The organism is Marinobacter sp. RI1, from assembly GCF_041155085.1.
Classification (GTDB): domain Bacteria; phylum Pseudomonadota; class Gammaproteobacteria; order Pseudomonadales; family Oleiphilaceae; genus Marinobacter; species Marinobacter nauticus.
On record NZ_AP031605.1, the window covers coordinates 2,605,445 to 2,622,497 of the forward strand.

The 17,053-nt window shown below is 57.8% G+C and carries 14 protein-coding genes; 3 read left to right on the forward strand and 11 right to left on the reverse strand.

From position 1 onward, the window contains the following. Position 1: 1 nt before the first annotated feature. Both ACAM27_RS11755 and ACAM27_RS11760 read left to right on the forward strand, forming a co-directional pair. Entirely contained in the window at positions 2–1,600 is a 1,599-nt protein-coding gene (locus ACAM27_RS11755; RefSeq protein ID WP_014421394.1) for an ABC transporter ATP-binding protein, read from the forward strand. A gap of 67 nt (positions 1,601–1,667) precedes the next feature. Next, positions 1,668–2,453: an enoyl-ACP reductase gene (locus ACAM27_RS11760; protein ID WP_014421393.1), complete on the forward strand. Its 786-nt coding sequence runs from the start codon at positions 1,668–1,670 to the stop codon at positions 2,451–2,453. A 56-nt stretch (positions 2,454–2,509) separates the two neighbouring features. Here ACAM27_RS11760 and ACAM27_RS11765 read toward each other — a convergent pair whose 3' ends face one another. Together ACAM27_RS11765 and ACAM27_RS11770 are read right to left on the reverse strand one after the other, a co-directional pair. Further along, entirely contained in the window at positions 2,510–2,926 is a 417-nt protein-coding gene (locus tag ACAM27_RS11765; RefSeq protein ID WP_141066949.1) for a PilZ domain-containing protein, read from the reverse strand. Between the two features lie 8 nt (positions 2,927–2,934). Beyond that, entirely contained in the window at positions 2,935–4,761 is a 1,827-nt protein-coding gene (locus ACAM27_RS11770) for a DUF1631 family protein (protein WP_374730287.1), read from the reverse strand. A gap of 183 nt (positions 4,762–4,944) precedes the next feature. Here ACAM27_RS11770 and ACAM27_RS11775 point away from each other — a divergent pair, with 183 nt between their 5' ends. Then, entirely contained in the window at positions 4,945–6,024 is a 1,080-nt protein-coding gene (locus ACAM27_RS11775) for a 3-deoxy-7-phosphoheptulonate synthase (RefSeq protein WP_011785031.1), read from the forward strand. Between the two features lie 16 nt (positions 6,025–6,040). On the opposite strand, the gene cobA is transcribed toward ACAM27_RS11775, so the two are convergent. From cobA to ACAM27_RS11820, 9 genes are all read right to left on the reverse strand, one after another. Continuing rightward, positions 6,041–6,892 carry a uroporphyrinogen-III C-methyltransferase gene (cobA, locus tag ACAM27_RS11780; protein WP_222448052.1) on the reverse strand — a complete coding sequence of 284 codons (852 nt, stop codon included), beginning with the start codon at positions 6,890–6,892 and terminating at the stop codon, positions 6,041–6,043. Continuing rightward, positions 6,889–8,163 carry a serine--tRNA ligase gene (gene serS, locus ACAM27_RS11785; protein WP_113880119.1) on the reverse strand — a complete coding sequence of 425 codons (1,275 nt, stop codon included), beginning with the start codon at positions 8,161–8,163 and terminating at the stop codon, positions 6,889–6,891. The genes cobA and serS overlap by 4 nt, the downstream gene beginning before the upstream one ends. 114 nt (positions 8,164–8,277) lie before the next feature. Further along, positions 8,278–9,612: a replication-associated recombination protein A gene (locus ACAM27_RS11790; protein WP_328798419.1), complete on the reverse strand. Its 1,335-nt coding sequence runs from the start codon at positions 9,610–9,612 to the stop codon at positions 8,278–8,280. After that, the gene (gene lolA / locus ACAM27_RS11795; protein ID WP_236040750.1) at positions 9,612–10,232 is read right to left on the reverse strand and encodes an outer membrane lipoprotein chaperone LolA; all 621 of its coding nucleotides are present in this window, start codon (positions 10,230–10,232) and stop codon (positions 9,612–9,614) included. Before lolA ends, ACAM27_RS11790 begins: the two co-directional genes overlap by 1 nt. Positions 10,233–10,272: 40 nt before the next feature. Next, positions 10,273–12,873 carry a DNA translocase FtsK gene (locus ACAM27_RS11800; RefSeq protein ID WP_369611999.1) on the reverse strand — a complete coding sequence of 867 codons (2,601 nt, stop codon included), beginning with the start codon at positions 12,871–12,873 and terminating at the stop codon, positions 10,273–10,275. A 22-nt stretch (positions 12,874–12,895) separates the two neighbouring features. After that, on the reverse strand, positions 12,896–14,119 hold the full coding sequence (locus ACAM27_RS11805; RefSeq protein WP_369612000.1) for an O-succinylhomoserine sulfhydrylase: 1,224 nt from the start codon (positions 14,117–14,119) through the stop codon (positions 12,896–12,898). A gap of 27 nt (positions 14,120–14,146) precedes the next feature. Then, a complete protein-coding gene (gene purF / locus ACAM27_RS11810; RefSeq protein WP_014421385.1) occupies positions 14,147–15,670 on the reverse strand; it encodes an amidophosphoribosyltransferase in 1,524 nt (507 codons plus the stop codon). A gap of 34 nt (positions 15,671–15,704) precedes the next feature. After that, the gene (locus tag ACAM27_RS11815) at positions 15,705–16,274 is read right to left on the reverse strand and encodes a CvpA family protein (protein ID WP_369612001.1); all 570 of its coding nucleotides are present in this window, start codon (positions 16,272–16,274) and stop codon (positions 15,705–15,707) included. A gap of 93 nt (positions 16,275–16,367) precedes the next feature. Then, positions 16,368–17,039 carry an SPOR domain-containing protein gene (locus ACAM27_RS11820; protein ID WP_369612002.1) on the reverse strand — a complete coding sequence of 224 codons (672 nt, stop codon included), beginning with the start codon at positions 17,037–17,039 and terminating at the stop codon, positions 16,368–16,370. Positions 17,040–17,053: the final 14 nt, after the last annotated feature.

Consider the following 17,053-nt stretch of genomic DNA (forward strand, 5'->3'; position numbering starts at 1 on the left):
TATGAGTAACCTGCTTTCCATCTCGGACCTGTCCATCACCTTCGACAACGGCCCACGGGTGGTTGACGGGCTGTCGTTCAGCATCGACAAAGGCCAGACTCTCGCGCTGGTTGGCGAAAGCGGCTCCGGCAAGTCGGTATCTGCCCTGTCAATACTTCGGCTGCTGGATGAACGCCATGCGGCTTATCCCGCCGGACAGATCCTCTACAAGGGCGAAGACTTGCTGCAGGCTCAGGAAAAGCGCCTCCGTCAGATTCGTGGCCGGCACATCAGCATGATCTTCCAGGAGCCGATGACCTCGCTCAATCCGTTGCATACCGTTGAAAAGCAGATCAGTGAGACCCTGGAACTCCACAAAGGCATGCGCGGCCCCCAGGCCCGGAAACGCTGCCTGGAATTACTGGAACTGGTCGGGATTCCGGCCCCGGAGACCCGCCTGACGAGCTACCCACACCAATTATCGGGTGGGCAAAAACAGCGGGTAATGATTGCCATGGCTCTGGCCAATGAACCTGATCTGCTGATTGCGGATGAGCCCACCACGGCACTGGATGTGACGGTTCAGAAACAGGTGCTGGAGTTGCTGAAATCATTGCAGCAGAAGCTGGGCATGGCAGTGCTATTAATTACCCACGATCTGAGCATCGTCCGCCGGTATGCCGATTACGTGGTGGTGATGGAACGGGGAAAAATGGTCGAACAAGGCGCGACAGAAGCGCTGTTCAGGTCGCCCTCTCATACCTACACCCGTAAACTCATTGACGCGGAACCACCGGAGCACCCTCTGCCTGCCGCCAACGGCACCGAAACCCTGATGACCGTAGACAACGTGAATGTGCATTTCCCCATTCGCAAGACCCTGCTGGGCAAGGTAAAAGAAAGCTTCCACGCGGTACAGGATGCCAGCTTCGAGCTGCGTGCCGGTGAAACCCTCGGTATTGTCGGCGAAAGTGGCAGTGGCAAAACCACACTGGGCCACGCCTTGTTGAAACTCACTCCGAGCACAGGCAAGTTCAGCCTCTGCGGTACCGAGCTGTCCGCCCTTTCCCAGAAGGCTTTCCGGCCATGGCGCCGGCGCGTTCAGATTGTCTTCCAGGATCCGTTTGGCAGCCTCAGCCCGCGGATGTCCGTTGAAGAAATCATCCGTGAAGGACTGGAAATCCACGAGCCCGGGAGTTCCGGGCAGCACGAAGCCAGAGTTATCCAGGCCCTTCAGGATGTGGGGCTGGATCCGGACGCACGGCATCGGTATCCACACGAATTCTCCGGCGGCCAGCGCCAGCGTATTGCCATAGCACGCGCGCTGGTTCTCCAGCCAGACCTGATGATTCTGGATGAACCCACCTCCGCCCTCGACAGAACGGTACAGAAGCAGGTGATCGAGCTTTTACGGGAAATTCAGGCCCGATATAGGCTAAGCTACATCTTTATCAGTCATGATCTGGCCGTTGTTCGCGCACTCAGCCACAAACTGCTGGTACTCAGGCAAGGCCGGATTGTGGAATACGGCGATGCAGAGGCCATTTTCCGGGAACCACAACAGCCGTATACCCGGGAACTGCTGAATGCCGCTTTTTTCTATCAGTCTACGACCAATTGAGCGTTACCCGGCCCTGACAGGTCGGGGATAATGCGCCGAAACCACGGAACACAGGGAGCAGAAACCCATGGGAATCCTCAGTGGCAAAAAAGCACTGATTGTTGGCGTCGCCAGCAAACATTCCATTGCCTACGGCATTGCCGAGGCCTTCGCTCGTGAAGGCGCCGAAATGGCCTTCACCTATCAGAACGAGAAACTGCAGTCCCGCGTTGAGAAGTTTGCGGAACAGTGGGGCAGCAAACTGACCTTCCCCTGTGACGTCGCCAGCGACGAGCAGATTGACCAGGTATTCGAGCAACTGGGCAAACACTGGGACAACATCGACATCATCATCCATGCGGTTGGTTATGCGCCGGCCCATGAGCTGGATGGAAACTACGTGGACGTCACCACCCGTGACGGATTCCGGATTGCCCACGATATCAGCTCATACAGTTTCGTGGCCCTCGCCAAGGGCGCGCGCAAGATGATGCACGAAGGCAGCAGTCTGCTGACCCTGAGCTACCTGGGCGCCGAGCGGGTGCTCCAGAACTACAACGTGATGGGACTGGCGAAGGCATCCCTGGAAGCCAACGTACGTTATATGGCCGCCAGCCTGGGCAAGGAAGGCATCCGGGTGAACGGTATTTCTGCGGGTCCGATCAAGACTCTGGCCGCTTCGGGCATCAAGAGCTTCCGCCGCATGCTGGCCGAGAACGCCAAGCAGGCCCCCTTGCGTCGTAACGTGACCACAGAAGAAGTTGGCAACGCCGCCGCCTTCATGTCGTCCGACCTGGCCTCTGGTATCACCGGTGAAATCCTGTATGTGGACGGTGGTTTCAACATCACCGGCATGGCGGAGATGGACGCCTGATGGATTGCTAACATCAGCCATCGCAAAAGAGCCGGCGCGATGCCGGCTCTTTTCGTTCAGCTTTCCGAGAGTGCTCTGGCAACCGCCTCGATCCAGTCCAGATAGTCAGTTTCATCTGACTCAAGTACCCGGACGCCAATCAGATACCCCCACTCCGCCTCGCGACACCACATGACCTCGACACTCAGCCGGAAGTGCTCTGCGTGTTCCCCAAGACTTACCTCCGCAACCAAAATCGACCCGATGCTAAGCGATGCCTCGCACAACAGACTGATTCCACGGGCCGATATGTCGCGCACCTGACATTCCAGCCTTCCGGATACACCATCCAGTGTCGACGGCTCAGACTCCGGTTCGGGCGATTCCGGGAGTATCCAGGCTCGCGCCCGCGCCGTTAGACGGTAATCCTCACGAAGGTCTTTCCCTGACGGCAACTCGTCCTCTAATCCGAAGCCATAATCATCATCGATCATCGTTCACCTCAGTTCCGACCAACACGGATACGCCCGACAACACGACTAAGGGTGTCATCAAATTCGGCTGAACTGCCAAGCACACGAATTCGGCCTTCCACGATCCCGTTAACCAGTTCGTCCTGGAGAAACTCCCGGCGATTGAGCCCCAGACGATCCACAAACACATATTTCCGCGAAGCAGAAATCTTGACGGCGAGCTTGAGCCGGACGGGGTCGTCATCCCGGGTTTCCTGAGTGAGCACAATCCAGCCGCCGAGCGCGATGCCTTCAACCTGTTTGGTGGCCACCAGCTCTGCCTCTTTTCGCAAACGCTCCTGCTCTGCCTTTTCATCTGCCACCCTTTGGCGCTCGGCCTCTTCACGTTCCCGTTCGAGTGCCTGCTGGCGTGCAAGCTCCTCTTCCCGACGGCGTTGCTCGGCCGCTTCCCGTTCCTGCCGAAGCGCTTCGGCCCGGGCGCGGGCTTCCTTGGCCGCTTTTTCACGCTGTTCCAGTTGCCTGGCGCATACTTTAGACAGCACTTCGAGGGTTTCGGCAAGCACCTGGCCAAAGGCTGTGGGCTCCGGAAGCGGCCTGAGCCCTCCGCTGGCAAGTTCGGTCTGGAATTCCTTCCAGGGCTGCAGCCCAAGTTTGACGCCGGCACCATTGGTCCAGAGCACTTCTCCGCTGTCAGGTAACAGAGCAAAGAAGAAACGTCGCTGCTCCCGTGCACCCTCACCCTCTACAAACCACTGACCGACCAGAGGTTCGGATTCATCGGCCGGCACCGGCTCATTCACCAGCCAACTGCTATCCCAGGAAAAATCGGAATCGGGCGAAAGCGCGGCCTCCAGTTCTGGTGTTTCCCCTCGAATACGAGCCACAATCACCGCCTGGATATCGTGCAATGCCTGTTCGGGGGCTCCCTCACCCAGGGCTCTGGTCCAGACATCGCGGACGCGGTCGCCGAGTTGCTCTCCGACGTGATACAGCCGGTTACGATCGCGATCAGAAAGCTGGGGGTCGCCCACCCAGACCAGCCACTCCAGTAACTTGTTGGCGTGCCGATGCACTTCACTGTCAGTGCCTTCGGCCCAGACACTCTGTTTCAGTACCTTGTGCCAGTCAGTCAGGATAAAGCGGGTAATCGGCGGCGGCAGCTGGCGACCCGTCAAGGCCCGGCCGATCAGTGCTCTGACCACCTGATCGGACAAACGCTGACGCGAAGCCCCCTGCTCGGTTTCCAGCAGCCGTTCCCGGAGTCGTGCCACCTGGTCATCCCGCTTTCGGGTATCGGCAAGCCACTGCGTGCAGTACTGCTCCACTGGTTCACGGCTGCCGGCCTCAAAACTGCCGGATACGGCAATCACCAGGCTATCAAGCTGATCCAGCAATACCCGGGATGAACGCCCCCCGGTATCACTCCAGCCACGCCATTCCTGAAGGTTATCAAGCCAGTCCAGAAGCACCCCGCTGAACACTTCCGTACCACACAGATCCAGCTGCCAGGCCAGCCAGAACCGCAGGCGGGCTATGCGCCCCACCAGGGTGGCATGCAGGCCCGAGGTTTTCAGGAAGACGTCCATGATCCGGTCGGAAAGGTAGGCCGCATTCACCTGCCGGACGGTCCACTCAATCTGAACCGAACGCAGCACTTTGGTTACCCGCTCATCCCGCTGTTCCGTCCAGCAGGACATCAATAAGGGACGCCAGTCCGGTTCCTGCTCCGGAGAAGACTTACTGGCGGGGTATGGCAGATCGGGCACCCGGATCCCGGACAGAACCTGGGTAATCCTTTCTGAAACCACCTTTCGGGAGGGAGCGACAGCCTGTGGTTTCGTTGATGAGGGCGACATCCGTTACCTGTTGTCCTGAAGCGTTGAGAAGCGTTGAAAAGGGCCTGCAAATAACGCAGTATAACCAACTCGCCGGGGTTTACTGCAACCTAGTATCCCACTCGCACTTATTATTCAATCATCCGGACAAAAGAATGAATATACCGGGTGAGGTAACGACAAGATTCGGGGAAGCACAACAAGATGTCGGGTAAGAAACTGGAAAACCTGAACGTGGCCAGCCAGGAAACACTGATCACTCCTGAAGCACTGAAGCAAGAGATGCCACTGTCAGACAAGGCAGCCGAAACCGTTGCCAATGGTCGGCAAGCCATCTACGACATTATGGATGGCAAGGATCATCGTTTGTTCATTGTCGTAGGCCCCTGCTCGATTCACGATGTAGAAGCTGCCCGCGATTATGCCGCCCGACTGAAAAAGCTCGCCGATGAAGTCAGCGATACACTGTTGATCGTCATGCGCGTGTACTTCGAGAAGCCACGCACCACCGTAGGCTGGAAAGGCCTGATCAACGATCCGCACCTGAATGATACCTTTGATATCGAGCAGGGACTGCACATTGGTCGCCGCCTGCTGCTGGACATCAATGAGATGGGCCTTCCGGCCGCCACTGAAGCCCTGGACCCAATATCTCCCCAATACCTTCAGGACACCATAGCCTGGTCTGCTATCGGTGCCCGTACCACCGAGTCCCAGACCCACCGGGAAATGAGCAGCGGCCTGTCCATGGCCATCGGCTTCAAGAACGGCACCGATGGCAGCCTCGACGTTGCGGTTAACGCCATGAAGTCGGTCTCTCATCCCCACAGCTTCCTGGGCATCGACCAGCAGGGCAAAGTTGCCATTATTCGCACCAAGGGCAACAACTACGGCCACGTCGTGCTTCGTGGTGGTGGCGGCAAGCCAAACTACGACTCCGTCAGCGTAGCCTTGTGTGAACAGGCACTGGATAAGGCCAAGCTGCGCAAATCCATCATGGTGGATTGCAGTCACGCCAACTCCAGCAAGGATCCGGCTATTCAGCCTTTGGTAATGCAGGATGTGACTCACCAGATTCTGGAAGGCAATCAGTCTATCCAGAGCCTGATGGTGGAAAGCCACATCAACTGGGGTAGTCAGTCTATTCCGGAAAACCTGGCTGACCTGAAATACGGCGTATCCATCACCGACGCCTGTATCGACTGGGAAACCACCGAAAAAGCCATTCGCGACATGCGTGAAAAGCTGAAAGACGTTCTGCCCAAGCGGACCGCCTCTGCCTGAATCCAGAAGCCGGGGCTCAGCGCCCGGCTTCTGCTCCCAGCCAGTCCAGACGGTTTCGAAGAGATACCACATTGCCGATGATCACCAGCGTCGGCGCCTGTGCACCCTTCTCCTGAACCCGATCCACAATCGTTTCCAGAGTGCCGGTAATCACTTCCTGTTCCGGCGTGGTGCCCCTGGACACCAGAGCCACGGGCATATCCGCCTGCATGCCGTGAGCCATCAGCTCCCGGCTGATGATCGGTAAACCGACCAGGCCCATGTAAAACACCAGGGTCTGATTATTCTGAACAAAGTCCTTCCACGGCAGATTGCAGGTGTCATTCTTCAGGTGACCGGTAATAAACCGCACTGACTGGGCGTGATCCCGGTGCGTCAGAGGAATACCGGCGTAGGCAGCGCAACCTGAGGCGGCGGTGATACCCGGCACAACCTGGAAACGGACTCCGGCCGAGGCCAGGGTTTCAATTTCCTCGCCACCACGGCCGAAGATGAAAGGATCACCACCCTTCAGGCGCACCACCCGATAGCCTTCCCGGGCCAGATCCACCAGCTGCTGATTGATCTGATCCTGCGGCAACGTGTGGTTCGAGCGCTGTTTGCCAACGTGGATTTTCTGGGCGCTCTCAGGGATGAGCGCCATGATCTCCGGAGAAACCAGGCGGTCGTACAACACCACCTCCGCCGACTGGATCAAACGCCAGGCTTTCAGGGTGAGCAACTCCGGATCGCCGGGGCCGGCACCGACCAACGCCACTTCACCGGCCGAGTTGTTGGGGTTATCCGTAACCGGATTGGCCCTGTACCGCGCCGGTGCAGACCAGACGGGTACGCCCTTTACTGGTGCATCCCTGGATTGATCATTCATTGAATACGCTCGACGCCTCCCATGTAGGGTTTGAGTACCTCGGGCACCAGAATACTGCCGTCCGCCTGCTGGTAGTTCTCCATAACCGCAATCATGGCGCGACCTACGGCCAGGCCGGAACCATTGAGGGTATGGACCGGTTCGGGCTTTCCGGTGTCCGGATTACGCCAGCGGGCTTGCATACGCCGTGCCTGAAAATCACGGGTGTTGGAACAGGAAGAAATTTCGCGGTATTTGCCCTGCCCCGGCAGCCAGACTTCCAGATCGTAGGTTTTGGCGGCGGAGAAACCCATGTCGCCGCCACAGAGGGTGACCACACGGTAAGGCAGCTCAAGCAGCTGCAGGATCTTCTCGGCGTGTCCGGTCAGTTCTTCCAGCGCCTGGGTGGACTCCTCCGGGCGAACAATATGCACCAGCTCCACCTTGTCGAACTGATGCTGACGAATCATGCCCCGCACATCCCGGCCGTAAGACCCTGCCTCACTCCGGAAGCACGGCGTATGGCAAACCAGGCGCAGCGGCAGTTCGGCATCATCCAGAATGGTATCCGCCACCAGGTTGGTGGCCGGAACTTCCGCGGTCGGAATCAGGTACAGAGGATTGTCGCCGGCTGTACGGAACAGATCTTCCTCAAATTTCGGCAACTGGCCGGTACCAAACAGGGTATTGGCATTCACCAGATAAGGCACATAAGCCTCGGTGTAACCGTGCTGCAACGTGTGCTGATCGAGCATGAACTGGGCCAATGCCCGGTGCAGGCGGGCCAGTTGACCGCGCATGACGGCAAAACGGGAATGGGCCAGCTGAGTGGCCTTTTCAAAGTCCAGGCCTTTGAGCTGCTCACCCAGGGCGACGTGATCCTTCGGTTCAAAATCGAACTCACGGGGCGTGCCCCAGACCCGGGTCTCGACGTTGTCGTCTTCACTGGCGCCCGGTGGCACGTCGTCGTCGGGAAGGTTGGGAATACCGGCAAAGAAGGCATTCAGGGATTCCTGCACGGAACGCAGTTCGTCCTCGGCGTCACCACGTTGCTGCTTCAGGCTTTCGACTTCTTCCAGCAACGGTTTGATATCCTCACCGGCCGCCTTGGCTTTGCCGATGGATTTCGACCGTTTGTTCTGCTCGCTCTGCAAGTTTTCCGTACGAACCTGAATGGCCCGGCGGCGTTCCTCAAGCTGCTCGAAGGTGGCAATATCAAACTCGAAATTCTTGATAGCCAGCCGACGGGCGATCTCTTCAGTCTGTGTACGGACACGTTTCGGATCGAGCATGTTGTTCCTGATTTCCGGTTAACGAATGAATGGTTATGCGGGCATTATACCTGCCGTGAATGCGCTGACCACCACCAGCCGGGCACAGGCAGGAAAATTGGCAAGGGATGGGGCTTAGTATCGCTTTTTCGGGCTGTTGGCATCCAGCGAGTCCAGCCGTTCGCGCTTCTCAGCCAGCTTGATTTCCAGTCCCCGCTGGACCGGTTGGTAATAGCGGCGCTGGTAGATCGCCTCCGGCAGGTAGGCTTCTCCTGCCGCATAGGCATCCGGCTCATCGTGGGCGTACCGGTACTCTTCTCCGTGCCCCATGCTTTTCATCAGTTTGGTGGGCGCATTGCGCAGATGCACCGGAACTTCATAGTCCGGATCGCTGCGGATGTCCGCCATACATTGATTGTAAGCTTTGTAAACGGCATTGCTTTTCGGAGCAAGCGCCAGATAGGTGACCGCCTGCGCCAGGGCCAGCTCGCCCTCCGGGGAGCCCAGGCGTTCCTGAGCATCCCAGGCCTGCAGGGTAATCTGGAGCGCCCTCGGGTCGGCATTACCGATGTCTTCACTGGCAATACGAACCAGGCGCCGGGCGACATACAGCGGGTCGCAACCTCCGTCGAGCATCCGGCACAACCAGTAAAGTGAACCGTCCGGGTTGGAGCCCCGCACCGATTTGTGCAGCGCCGAAATCTGGTCGTAGAAGACATCCCCACCTTTATCGAAACGGCGGAGACTGGTCTGCAGTACCTGTTCGAGAGTTTGAGCGGTAACCCGATTATTCCCGTCATCGTCCGGCTCAGCGAGGTCGGCGGCCACTTCCAGAATGTTCAGCGCTCGCCGGGCATCGCCACCTGACGCTTCCGCCATGGTCGCCAGCACCGACTCCTCTACCCGAAGCTGGCCAGCAAAGCCCTGTTCGCTCTCAAGGGCACTGTCCAGCAACCGTCGTATATCCGCTGCCTCCAGGTTTTTCAGGACATAAACACGGGTACGGGACAGCAGGGCGCTGTTCAGTTCGAAGGATGGGTTTTCGGTGGTTGCGCCCACGAAAATAAAGGTGCCATCTTCGATGTGGGGAAGGAATGCATCCTGCTGGCTTTTGTTGAAGCGATGCACTTCATCCACGAACAAAAGCGTATCCCTGCCCTGGGACTGTTTACGGTTGCGAGCGCGCTCCACCACCTCGCGAATTTCCTTAACGCCACTGAGGACTGCAGAGATGGTTTCGAAGGAAAGGTCGCCGACATTGGCCAGCAGGCGAGCAAAGGTGGTTTTTCCAACTCCGGGCGGACCCCAGAGAATCATGGAATGCAGCTGCCCCTGTTCCACAGCCCGGCGCAGGGGTTTTCCAGGGCCGACCAGGTGAGCCTGGCCGACATAGCCTTCGAGAGAGGTCGGCCGCATACGAGCGGCCAGGGGCTGAAAGCCGGTCTCAGTCTGAAACAGGCTGTCCTGCATCAGGCACCATCCCGAATCACGTCAACCCCCTCCGGATAATCGAGGCGGAAGACACTGGAGTCGAGTGCCTGATTCAGTTCAATATGGTCGAAGCTGAGAATGCTCATCTGGGACAATGAATCCCGCATGCGCATTTCCTGCAGCTCTCCGTCATAGAAGCTCAGTCGCAGAGAGGTAAACAGAGAATCCTGGCTACGGGGTACCAGAGTGAACTCACGGGTGCTTTCGCCAAGATCCCGAACGCTCACTTCGTAACTCTCATCCAGGTTCTCTACTTTGCCGCTTAACAGCAGTGCCGGCGTGGTCTGAACCCGCTCATCGAGGGAATGAATGGTTACCTGTTCCAGATCCGGATCGTACACCTCCACTTTATCGCCATCGCTGACAATAAACTGGGACAGGGGTGCTCCGGTCTCCCAGTAGAACAAACCAGGCCGTTTGGCTTTGAGCGATCCACGGGTTTCCTGAACCTGACTGCCATTCTCGTTGACCACAATCTGTATGAAATCCGCCTGATAGGTCTCGTAGCCTTTCAGAATCGAGGTCAACTGCTCAGCCGCGCCCCGGGATGCCTGTACGCTCTCAGCCTGGGACAGGCCAGACCACGTTGCGGCCAGCATCAACAGGATTCCTGAAAACATTCTGATCATCTGATAACTCCTAGTCTCTGGGAGGCGGCGGTGCGAGAACTTCTCTGGCACCGTTGTGGCCCGCCGGGCTGACTACCCCCGAAGCTTCCATGGCATCCACCAGATTGGCGGCACGGTTGTAGCCGATCTTGAATTTACGCTGGACCGACGAAATCGACACCCGCCGGTTTTCGGTAACAAAGGCGACAGCTTCGTCAAACAGGGCGTCGCCCTCTTCGCCACCACCGGCGCCGCCCTCGCTAAGCGTGGGCACGCCAGGAAGGTGCTCGCCCTCGGCGCCATTCAGTACATCATCCACGTACTCCGGCTCACCCCGGGCCTTCCAGGCACTGACGACGCGGTGAACTTCGTCATCATCGACAAAGGCACCGTGCACCCGCACCGGTAAACCTGACCCGGGTGGTAGATAAAGCATGTCGCCATGGCCCAGCAACTGCTCTGCACCGCCCTGGTCGAGAACGGTACGGGAGTCGATCTTGGAGGACACCTGGAACGACATCCGGGTGGGAATGTTGGCCTTAATCAAGCCGGTAATCACATCAACGGAGGGCCGCTGGGTTGCCAGAACCAGGTGGATGCCGGCCGCCCGTGCCTTCTGGGCAATCCGGGCAATCAATTCTTCCACTTTCTTGCCGACAATCATCATCATGTCGGCAAATTCATCGATCACCACCACAATAAACGGCAGTGTATCCAGCTCAGGGCGCTCCTGCTCATCATTTGCAAGGTATTCATCCGGCTTCCAGATTGGATCCAGCAGCGGCTCTCCCTCCGCCCGGGCATCTTTTACCTTCTTGTTGTAGCCGGCAATATTTCGAACCCCCAGGCTGGCCATCAGCCGGTAGCGGCGCTCCATCTCGGCCACACACCAACGCAGGGCATTGGCGGCCTCCTTCATGTCGGTGACCACTGGCGCCAACAGATGCGGGATCCCGTCGTAAATGCTCAGCTCAAGCATCTTCGGGTCAACCATGATGAACCGGACCTCGTCCGGAGTGGCCTTCAGCAACATGCTCAACAACATGGCGTTCACCCCCACCGACTTACCGGAACCGGTGGTGCCGGCGACCAGCAGGTGGGGCATCTTGGCCAGGTTGGCAACCATGGGGTTGCCCCCAATATCATTCCCCAGAGCCAATGTCAGTGGAGAGGAGGATTCGGTGAACACTTTTGCACCCAGCACTTCGCTCAGGCGTACAATTTCACGCTCCTCGTTGGGAATCTCGATGCCGACCACGGATTTGCCCGGAATCACCTCGACCACCCGCACACTGAGCACGGCCAGGGATCGGGCCAGGTCTTTTGCCAGGTTGGAGATCTTGCTGACCTTGACCCCGGGCGCCGGTTTGATCTCGAAGCGGGTAATCACGGGGCCGGGATTAACCTCGACTACCTCAACCGACACCCCGAAATCGCTTAGCTTCTCTTCGAGCAAACGGGACATGTGCTCCAGAGACTCTTCCGAATAACCTCTTTCTTTGTGCTCCTCGGGAGGATCCAGCAATGAAATCGGCGGAATCGGGCTTTCAATGTCTTCCAGCAGAGAGCCCTGGCGCTCATCACCCTTTTTCGGCGCACCGCCCTGCTCTTCTTTCTTGAACGGCGAAATCTTCAGGGAACGGGCCTTGGCCTTTTCAGCCGGGGGAGGCGATGGCTCTGACTTTACATCCCGAGAACTGAAACTCTCCAGGTGCTCTGGTTCCGCTATGGATGCAGGCAGCCCTTCGATAGCCGGTTCTTTCCGCTCGCGCTGGGGCTCCCGGGTGCTGGTATCCTCTGCGGGTTTTGCACGACGAGCAAATATCCGCTGCCACCAGCTCTGCTGGCCTGCCTTTCGGTCATTTTTACCCTTCTCGAGAGCCCGGACTTTTTCACGCACAACCGGGGGTTCCGGTTCGGGCTTTGGTGCTTCCGCCCTGGCTGCTGGAGTTCCCTGGCCGGTGTTTTTATCAGGCTTCTTTCCTGCCCCGGCGAACAGCGATTTGGCCGCCAGGGCAAATTTCAGGGTCAAGCCGCCCACCTGATCCATCAGTCGGAACCAGGACAAGCCGATCGTCACCGTCAGGGCAAACAGAAAGATGGCAATCAGCAGTAGCGTGGTCGCCGGAAGATTAAAAAACCGAACCATGGCTTCAGACACGGCAGTGCCCAAAACGCCACCTGAGGAGGCGCCCAGGCCAAATACGGAGTAGAGAGAAAGCAGACTGGTAGCAGACAGCAGAATAAGAACGAAGCCACCAAAGCGAACCATGAACAGTGGCCAGTGCATATCCAGCGGTTGGTGCCGACGACGAATCAGCATGATGGCGTAACCGGCAACCATCACCGGAAACAGCCAGGACACATGGCCGAAGAAGTCCATGAACAGGCTCGCCAGCCAGGCACCGGTGCGGCCTGCGTAATTCTGCACACGGATATCATGGCCAATACTGGCCCAGCCTGGGTCAGCCGGATTGAAGGTAAACAGGGCCATGGCGAGATAGATGCACAGCACAATCAGCGCAATAACTGCGCCTTCTCTGGCTCCCTGGGCCATCAGGCGACGAAATCGCTTCTGCTTGTCGGTCAGTTCTGTGGCTACTGCTTTCTTCGCTTTCGCGGATTCCGCCATGAATACTCAAACCGTCCGGTTGTTAGTCTTTCAACGCCTGGAAACCTCTGTCCAGATCGGTTTTCAGATCCTTGATGGATTCGATACCGACGGACAGACGAATCAGGTTCTCGGTAATGCCTGCCCTCGCCTTGTCCTCGGGAGAGAGGCGTCCATGAGTGGTTGTCGCCGGATGAGTGATGGTGGTTTTCACATCCCCCAGATTGGCGGTGATGGAAATCATCCGGGTCGCGTCAATAAACTTCCACGCCTGTTCCCGGCCACCCCTTACCAGGAAGGAGAGCACGCCACCAAAGCCGTCCTGCTGTTTTTTCGCCAGCTCGTGCTGCGGATGGCTCTGCAAGCCTGCATAGTAAACTTTCTCCACACAGTCCTGCTGTTCCAGCCACAAAGCCAACTCTAACGCATTGTCGCAGTGGGCGCGCATACGAATCGGTAAGGTTTCCAGGCCTTTCTGAAACACCCAGGCATTGAACGGACTCATGGTCGGGCCCGCGGAACGGATGAAACCATAAATCTCGTCCAGGTACTTGCACGGCCCAACCACCACGCCACCGACACAACGGCCCTGGCCGTCGAGATACTTGGTGGCTGAATGGATAACGATGTCGGCGCCCTGCTCCAGTGGCCGCTGCAGCACAGGTGTGCAGAAGCAGTTGTCGACCACCAGCAAGGCATCGTTTTCGCGGGCGATCGCAGACAAGGCAGCAAGATCCGCCACTTCACACAGCGGATTGGACGGGGTTTCCAGAAACAGCATCCGGGTGGCGGTACGAATCTCAGCCTTCCACTCATCGGTGTTCGTCAGGCTGACAAAGCTGGTTTCTACGCCAAATCGGGCCATGTACTTCTGAAACAGTACGTTGGTCGTCCCGAACACACCTCGGGAGCAGATCACATGGTCGCCAGATTTCAGCAAAGACATGCAGGTGCTGAGAATCGCAGCCATACCCGAAGCGGTCGCAACACCACGCTCCCCCCCTTCCATGGCCGCAATTCTGGCTTCAAATGCCTGCACGGTCGGGTTGGTGAAACGGGAGTAGATATTACCGGGCTCTTCACCGCCGAAACGGGCGGCCGCCTGGGCAGCGCTGCCATAGACAAAGCTGGAGGTCGGGAAGATCGCATCGCTGTGTTCAAGCTGCCCGGTGCGGATCTGCCCTGCCCGCACGGCCAGGGTATCAACCGACATGCCTTCCAGGTCCGATTCGGGAATCCAAACTTGCTCGTCTCGGCCGAACGTCATGGCAGTCTCCTGGCGCAGTTGCGGGTGTCAGTCTTCATCGTTGTGCAGGTCAATAATGGCATTGTCGGCATTGGCGACCTGGCTGGTTGAGCGCTTCTCGTCCTTGCGAAGATCCTCCAGCCTGGTCAGGTAAGCTTCATCCACGTCGCCGGTAATATAATCCCCGGTGAATACCGAGCATTCCCACCCATTAATGTCTTCGTTGACATCGTTGACACAGGAAATCAGGTCATCCAGGTCCTGATACACCAACCAGTCGGCGCCGATCAGATCCCGAACCTCTTCCACCGTGCGGTCATGGGCAATCAGTTCGCTGGCAGAAGGCATGTCGATGCCGTAAACGTTGGGATAGCGCACGGGGGGCGCAGCCGACGCGAAATAGACATTACGTGCTCCGGCATCCCGGGCCATCTGCACAATTTCCTTACAGGTAGTGCCCCGTACGATGGAATCGTCCACCAGCATGACGTTCTTGCCACGGAATTCCAGGTCAATCGGGTTGAGCTTCTGGCGTACCGATTTCTTACGCATTTTCTGGCCGGGCATGATAAAGGTACGGCCAATGTACCGATTCTTGATAAAGCCTTCGCGATACTTCACGCCCAACTGATGGGCCATTTGCATGGCGGACGTACGACTGGTGTCCGGAATGGGAATGACTACGTCGATATCGTGGTCGGGCCGCTCGCGCAGGACCTTGTCTGCCAGCACCTCGCCCATCCGGAGCCTGGCCTTGTAACAGGAAACGCCGTCCATGATCGAGTCCGGACGGGCAAAATAGACATGTTCGAAAATACACGGATAGAGCTTGGGTGATTCGGCGCACTGTTCTGAATACAAGGTGCCATCGGTTTCAATATAGACAGCCTCGCCCGGAGCAATGTCACGAACGATGCTGAAACCGGCAGCATTGAGGGCGACGCTTTCCGACGCGATCATGTATTCCTTCTGGCCCTCTTCATTTTCCCGGACACCGTAGCAGGCGGGCCGGATACCGTTCGGGTCCCGGAAACCGACGATGCCATAACCGGTGATCATGGCGATAACAGCATAGGCGCCTTTGCAACGCTTGTGCACTGCGCGTACAGCGGAAAAAATCTCGTCCTTGGTGGGGTTCAACTTACCCAGTTTCTGCAGTTCGTGGGCGAACACGTTCAGCAGAACTTCAGAATCCGAGTTGGTGTTGATGTGGCGCAGATCGGTTCGGAACAGATCGCTGCTCAGCTCATCGGCATTGGTCAGGTTGCCGTTGTGCGCCAGAGTAATGCCGTAGGGGCTGTTCACATAGAAAGGCTGGGCCTCCGCTGAACTGGAGCTACCCGCCGTAGGATAACGCACATGCCCGATGCCCACGTTACCCACCAACCGGCGCATATGGCGAGTATGGAAAACATCCCGCACCAGTCCATTGTCTTTACGCAAAAAGAATCGGTTGTCCTGGAAGGTAACAATACCCGCCGCATCCTGGCCACGGTGCTGAAGAACAGTCAGTGCATCATAAAGAAGCTGATTGACGTTGGAAGTACTGACGATACCGACAATGCCGCACATGGCTGGATATATCTCCGAGTGTTAAAACTGAATGTTAACGGGATGCAGACGCGGGTTCCACGCCTTCAGGTTCTGCGGACGCCTCCGGGGCTGTCTGAGCGCCCTGCTCCGGACCGAGGAAGCGGGCAAACTCGTCGCCGAGCGTGCGCCTGGACCAATCCTCAACTACCGCAAGGCGTTCAATCATGACCGAAGTTCTCCACCAGGTATCCTCGGCCAGCGGCGTGTAGCGCGTGAAGGCAATGGCGACAATCACAACCACAACCCCTCTGAGAAGGCCAAACCCCATGCCGAGTACCCTGTCCGTTGCTGACAGGCCGGTCGCACGCACCAGGTGGCCGATCATATTGTTGATGATCGCGCCAACGATCAGGGTGCCAAAGAAAAGGATGGCAAACGCTGAAATCAACCGCACCAGCGGTGTTTCCACCGTGGACTCCAGAAGCGATTGCATCTGGGGGTGAAACGTCCGGGCAATGATAAATGCACCAACCCAGGTAACCAGCGACAACGCTTCACGGACGAAGCCCCGCTTCAGACTGATAAGCGTGGAGACGGTAATGAGGGCAATGATGACCCAGTCTATCCAGATCAGCGCTTCCATGGAAAACCCGGTGGAGAAAACGAAAGGCGGATTCTAACAGGAAACCGGGTGACACCAAACTGCCGAAGCCAGATTAAATCCGGCAACGGCCAGTTATTTGTCGCCGGTGGTGACCAGGCTGTTCAAGCCGAAGGCTTTATCAAGGGCCGCCTTGGCTTTCTGGGCATCGTCTTTGTTGACGAACGGGCCGCTGAATACCCGGGTCAGGGTGCTATCGCCGCGATCAACCTGTTGCAGGTGGGCGCCGTACCCCATGTCGAGAACCTTGTTCCGCAAACGCCGGGCGTTGTCCTGGTTGCCAAAGCTGCCAAGCTGCACCACCCACGCACCTTCAAGTGAACCGGTGAACTCGGCCTTATCGCCGCGTTCTGTACCGGCTGTGGAGGCAGCATCTTGCTGTTCGGCTGGCGCCGCAGGCTCCGGCTTAGCGGAGGATTCTGCCGATACTGGTTTCACTTGTTGGGAATTTGGCTCCGGGGCGGGCTCCTCCTCGGCAACAGCGTTTTCCTCGATGATCCGGAAACCGGCCGCCGGCTCGTCGTTAACGGACGGCGCGGAACTCCTGGGGGCCTCTGCGCCGATGGTCTCGCTATCCGGATACTGAGATTCAGGCATCTCAACTTCGGGGAACGGAGGTTCCTCGGGAATGGTGATGGGGGTTGACTGTCTCTGGGAATGGGGCTCGTCAAAAATCATCGGCACGAAAATAACCGCGAGTGAAACCAGCACCAGTGCGCCAATGATCCGCTGCTTCAGTCCATCCACCTGAGAGGGCTCCC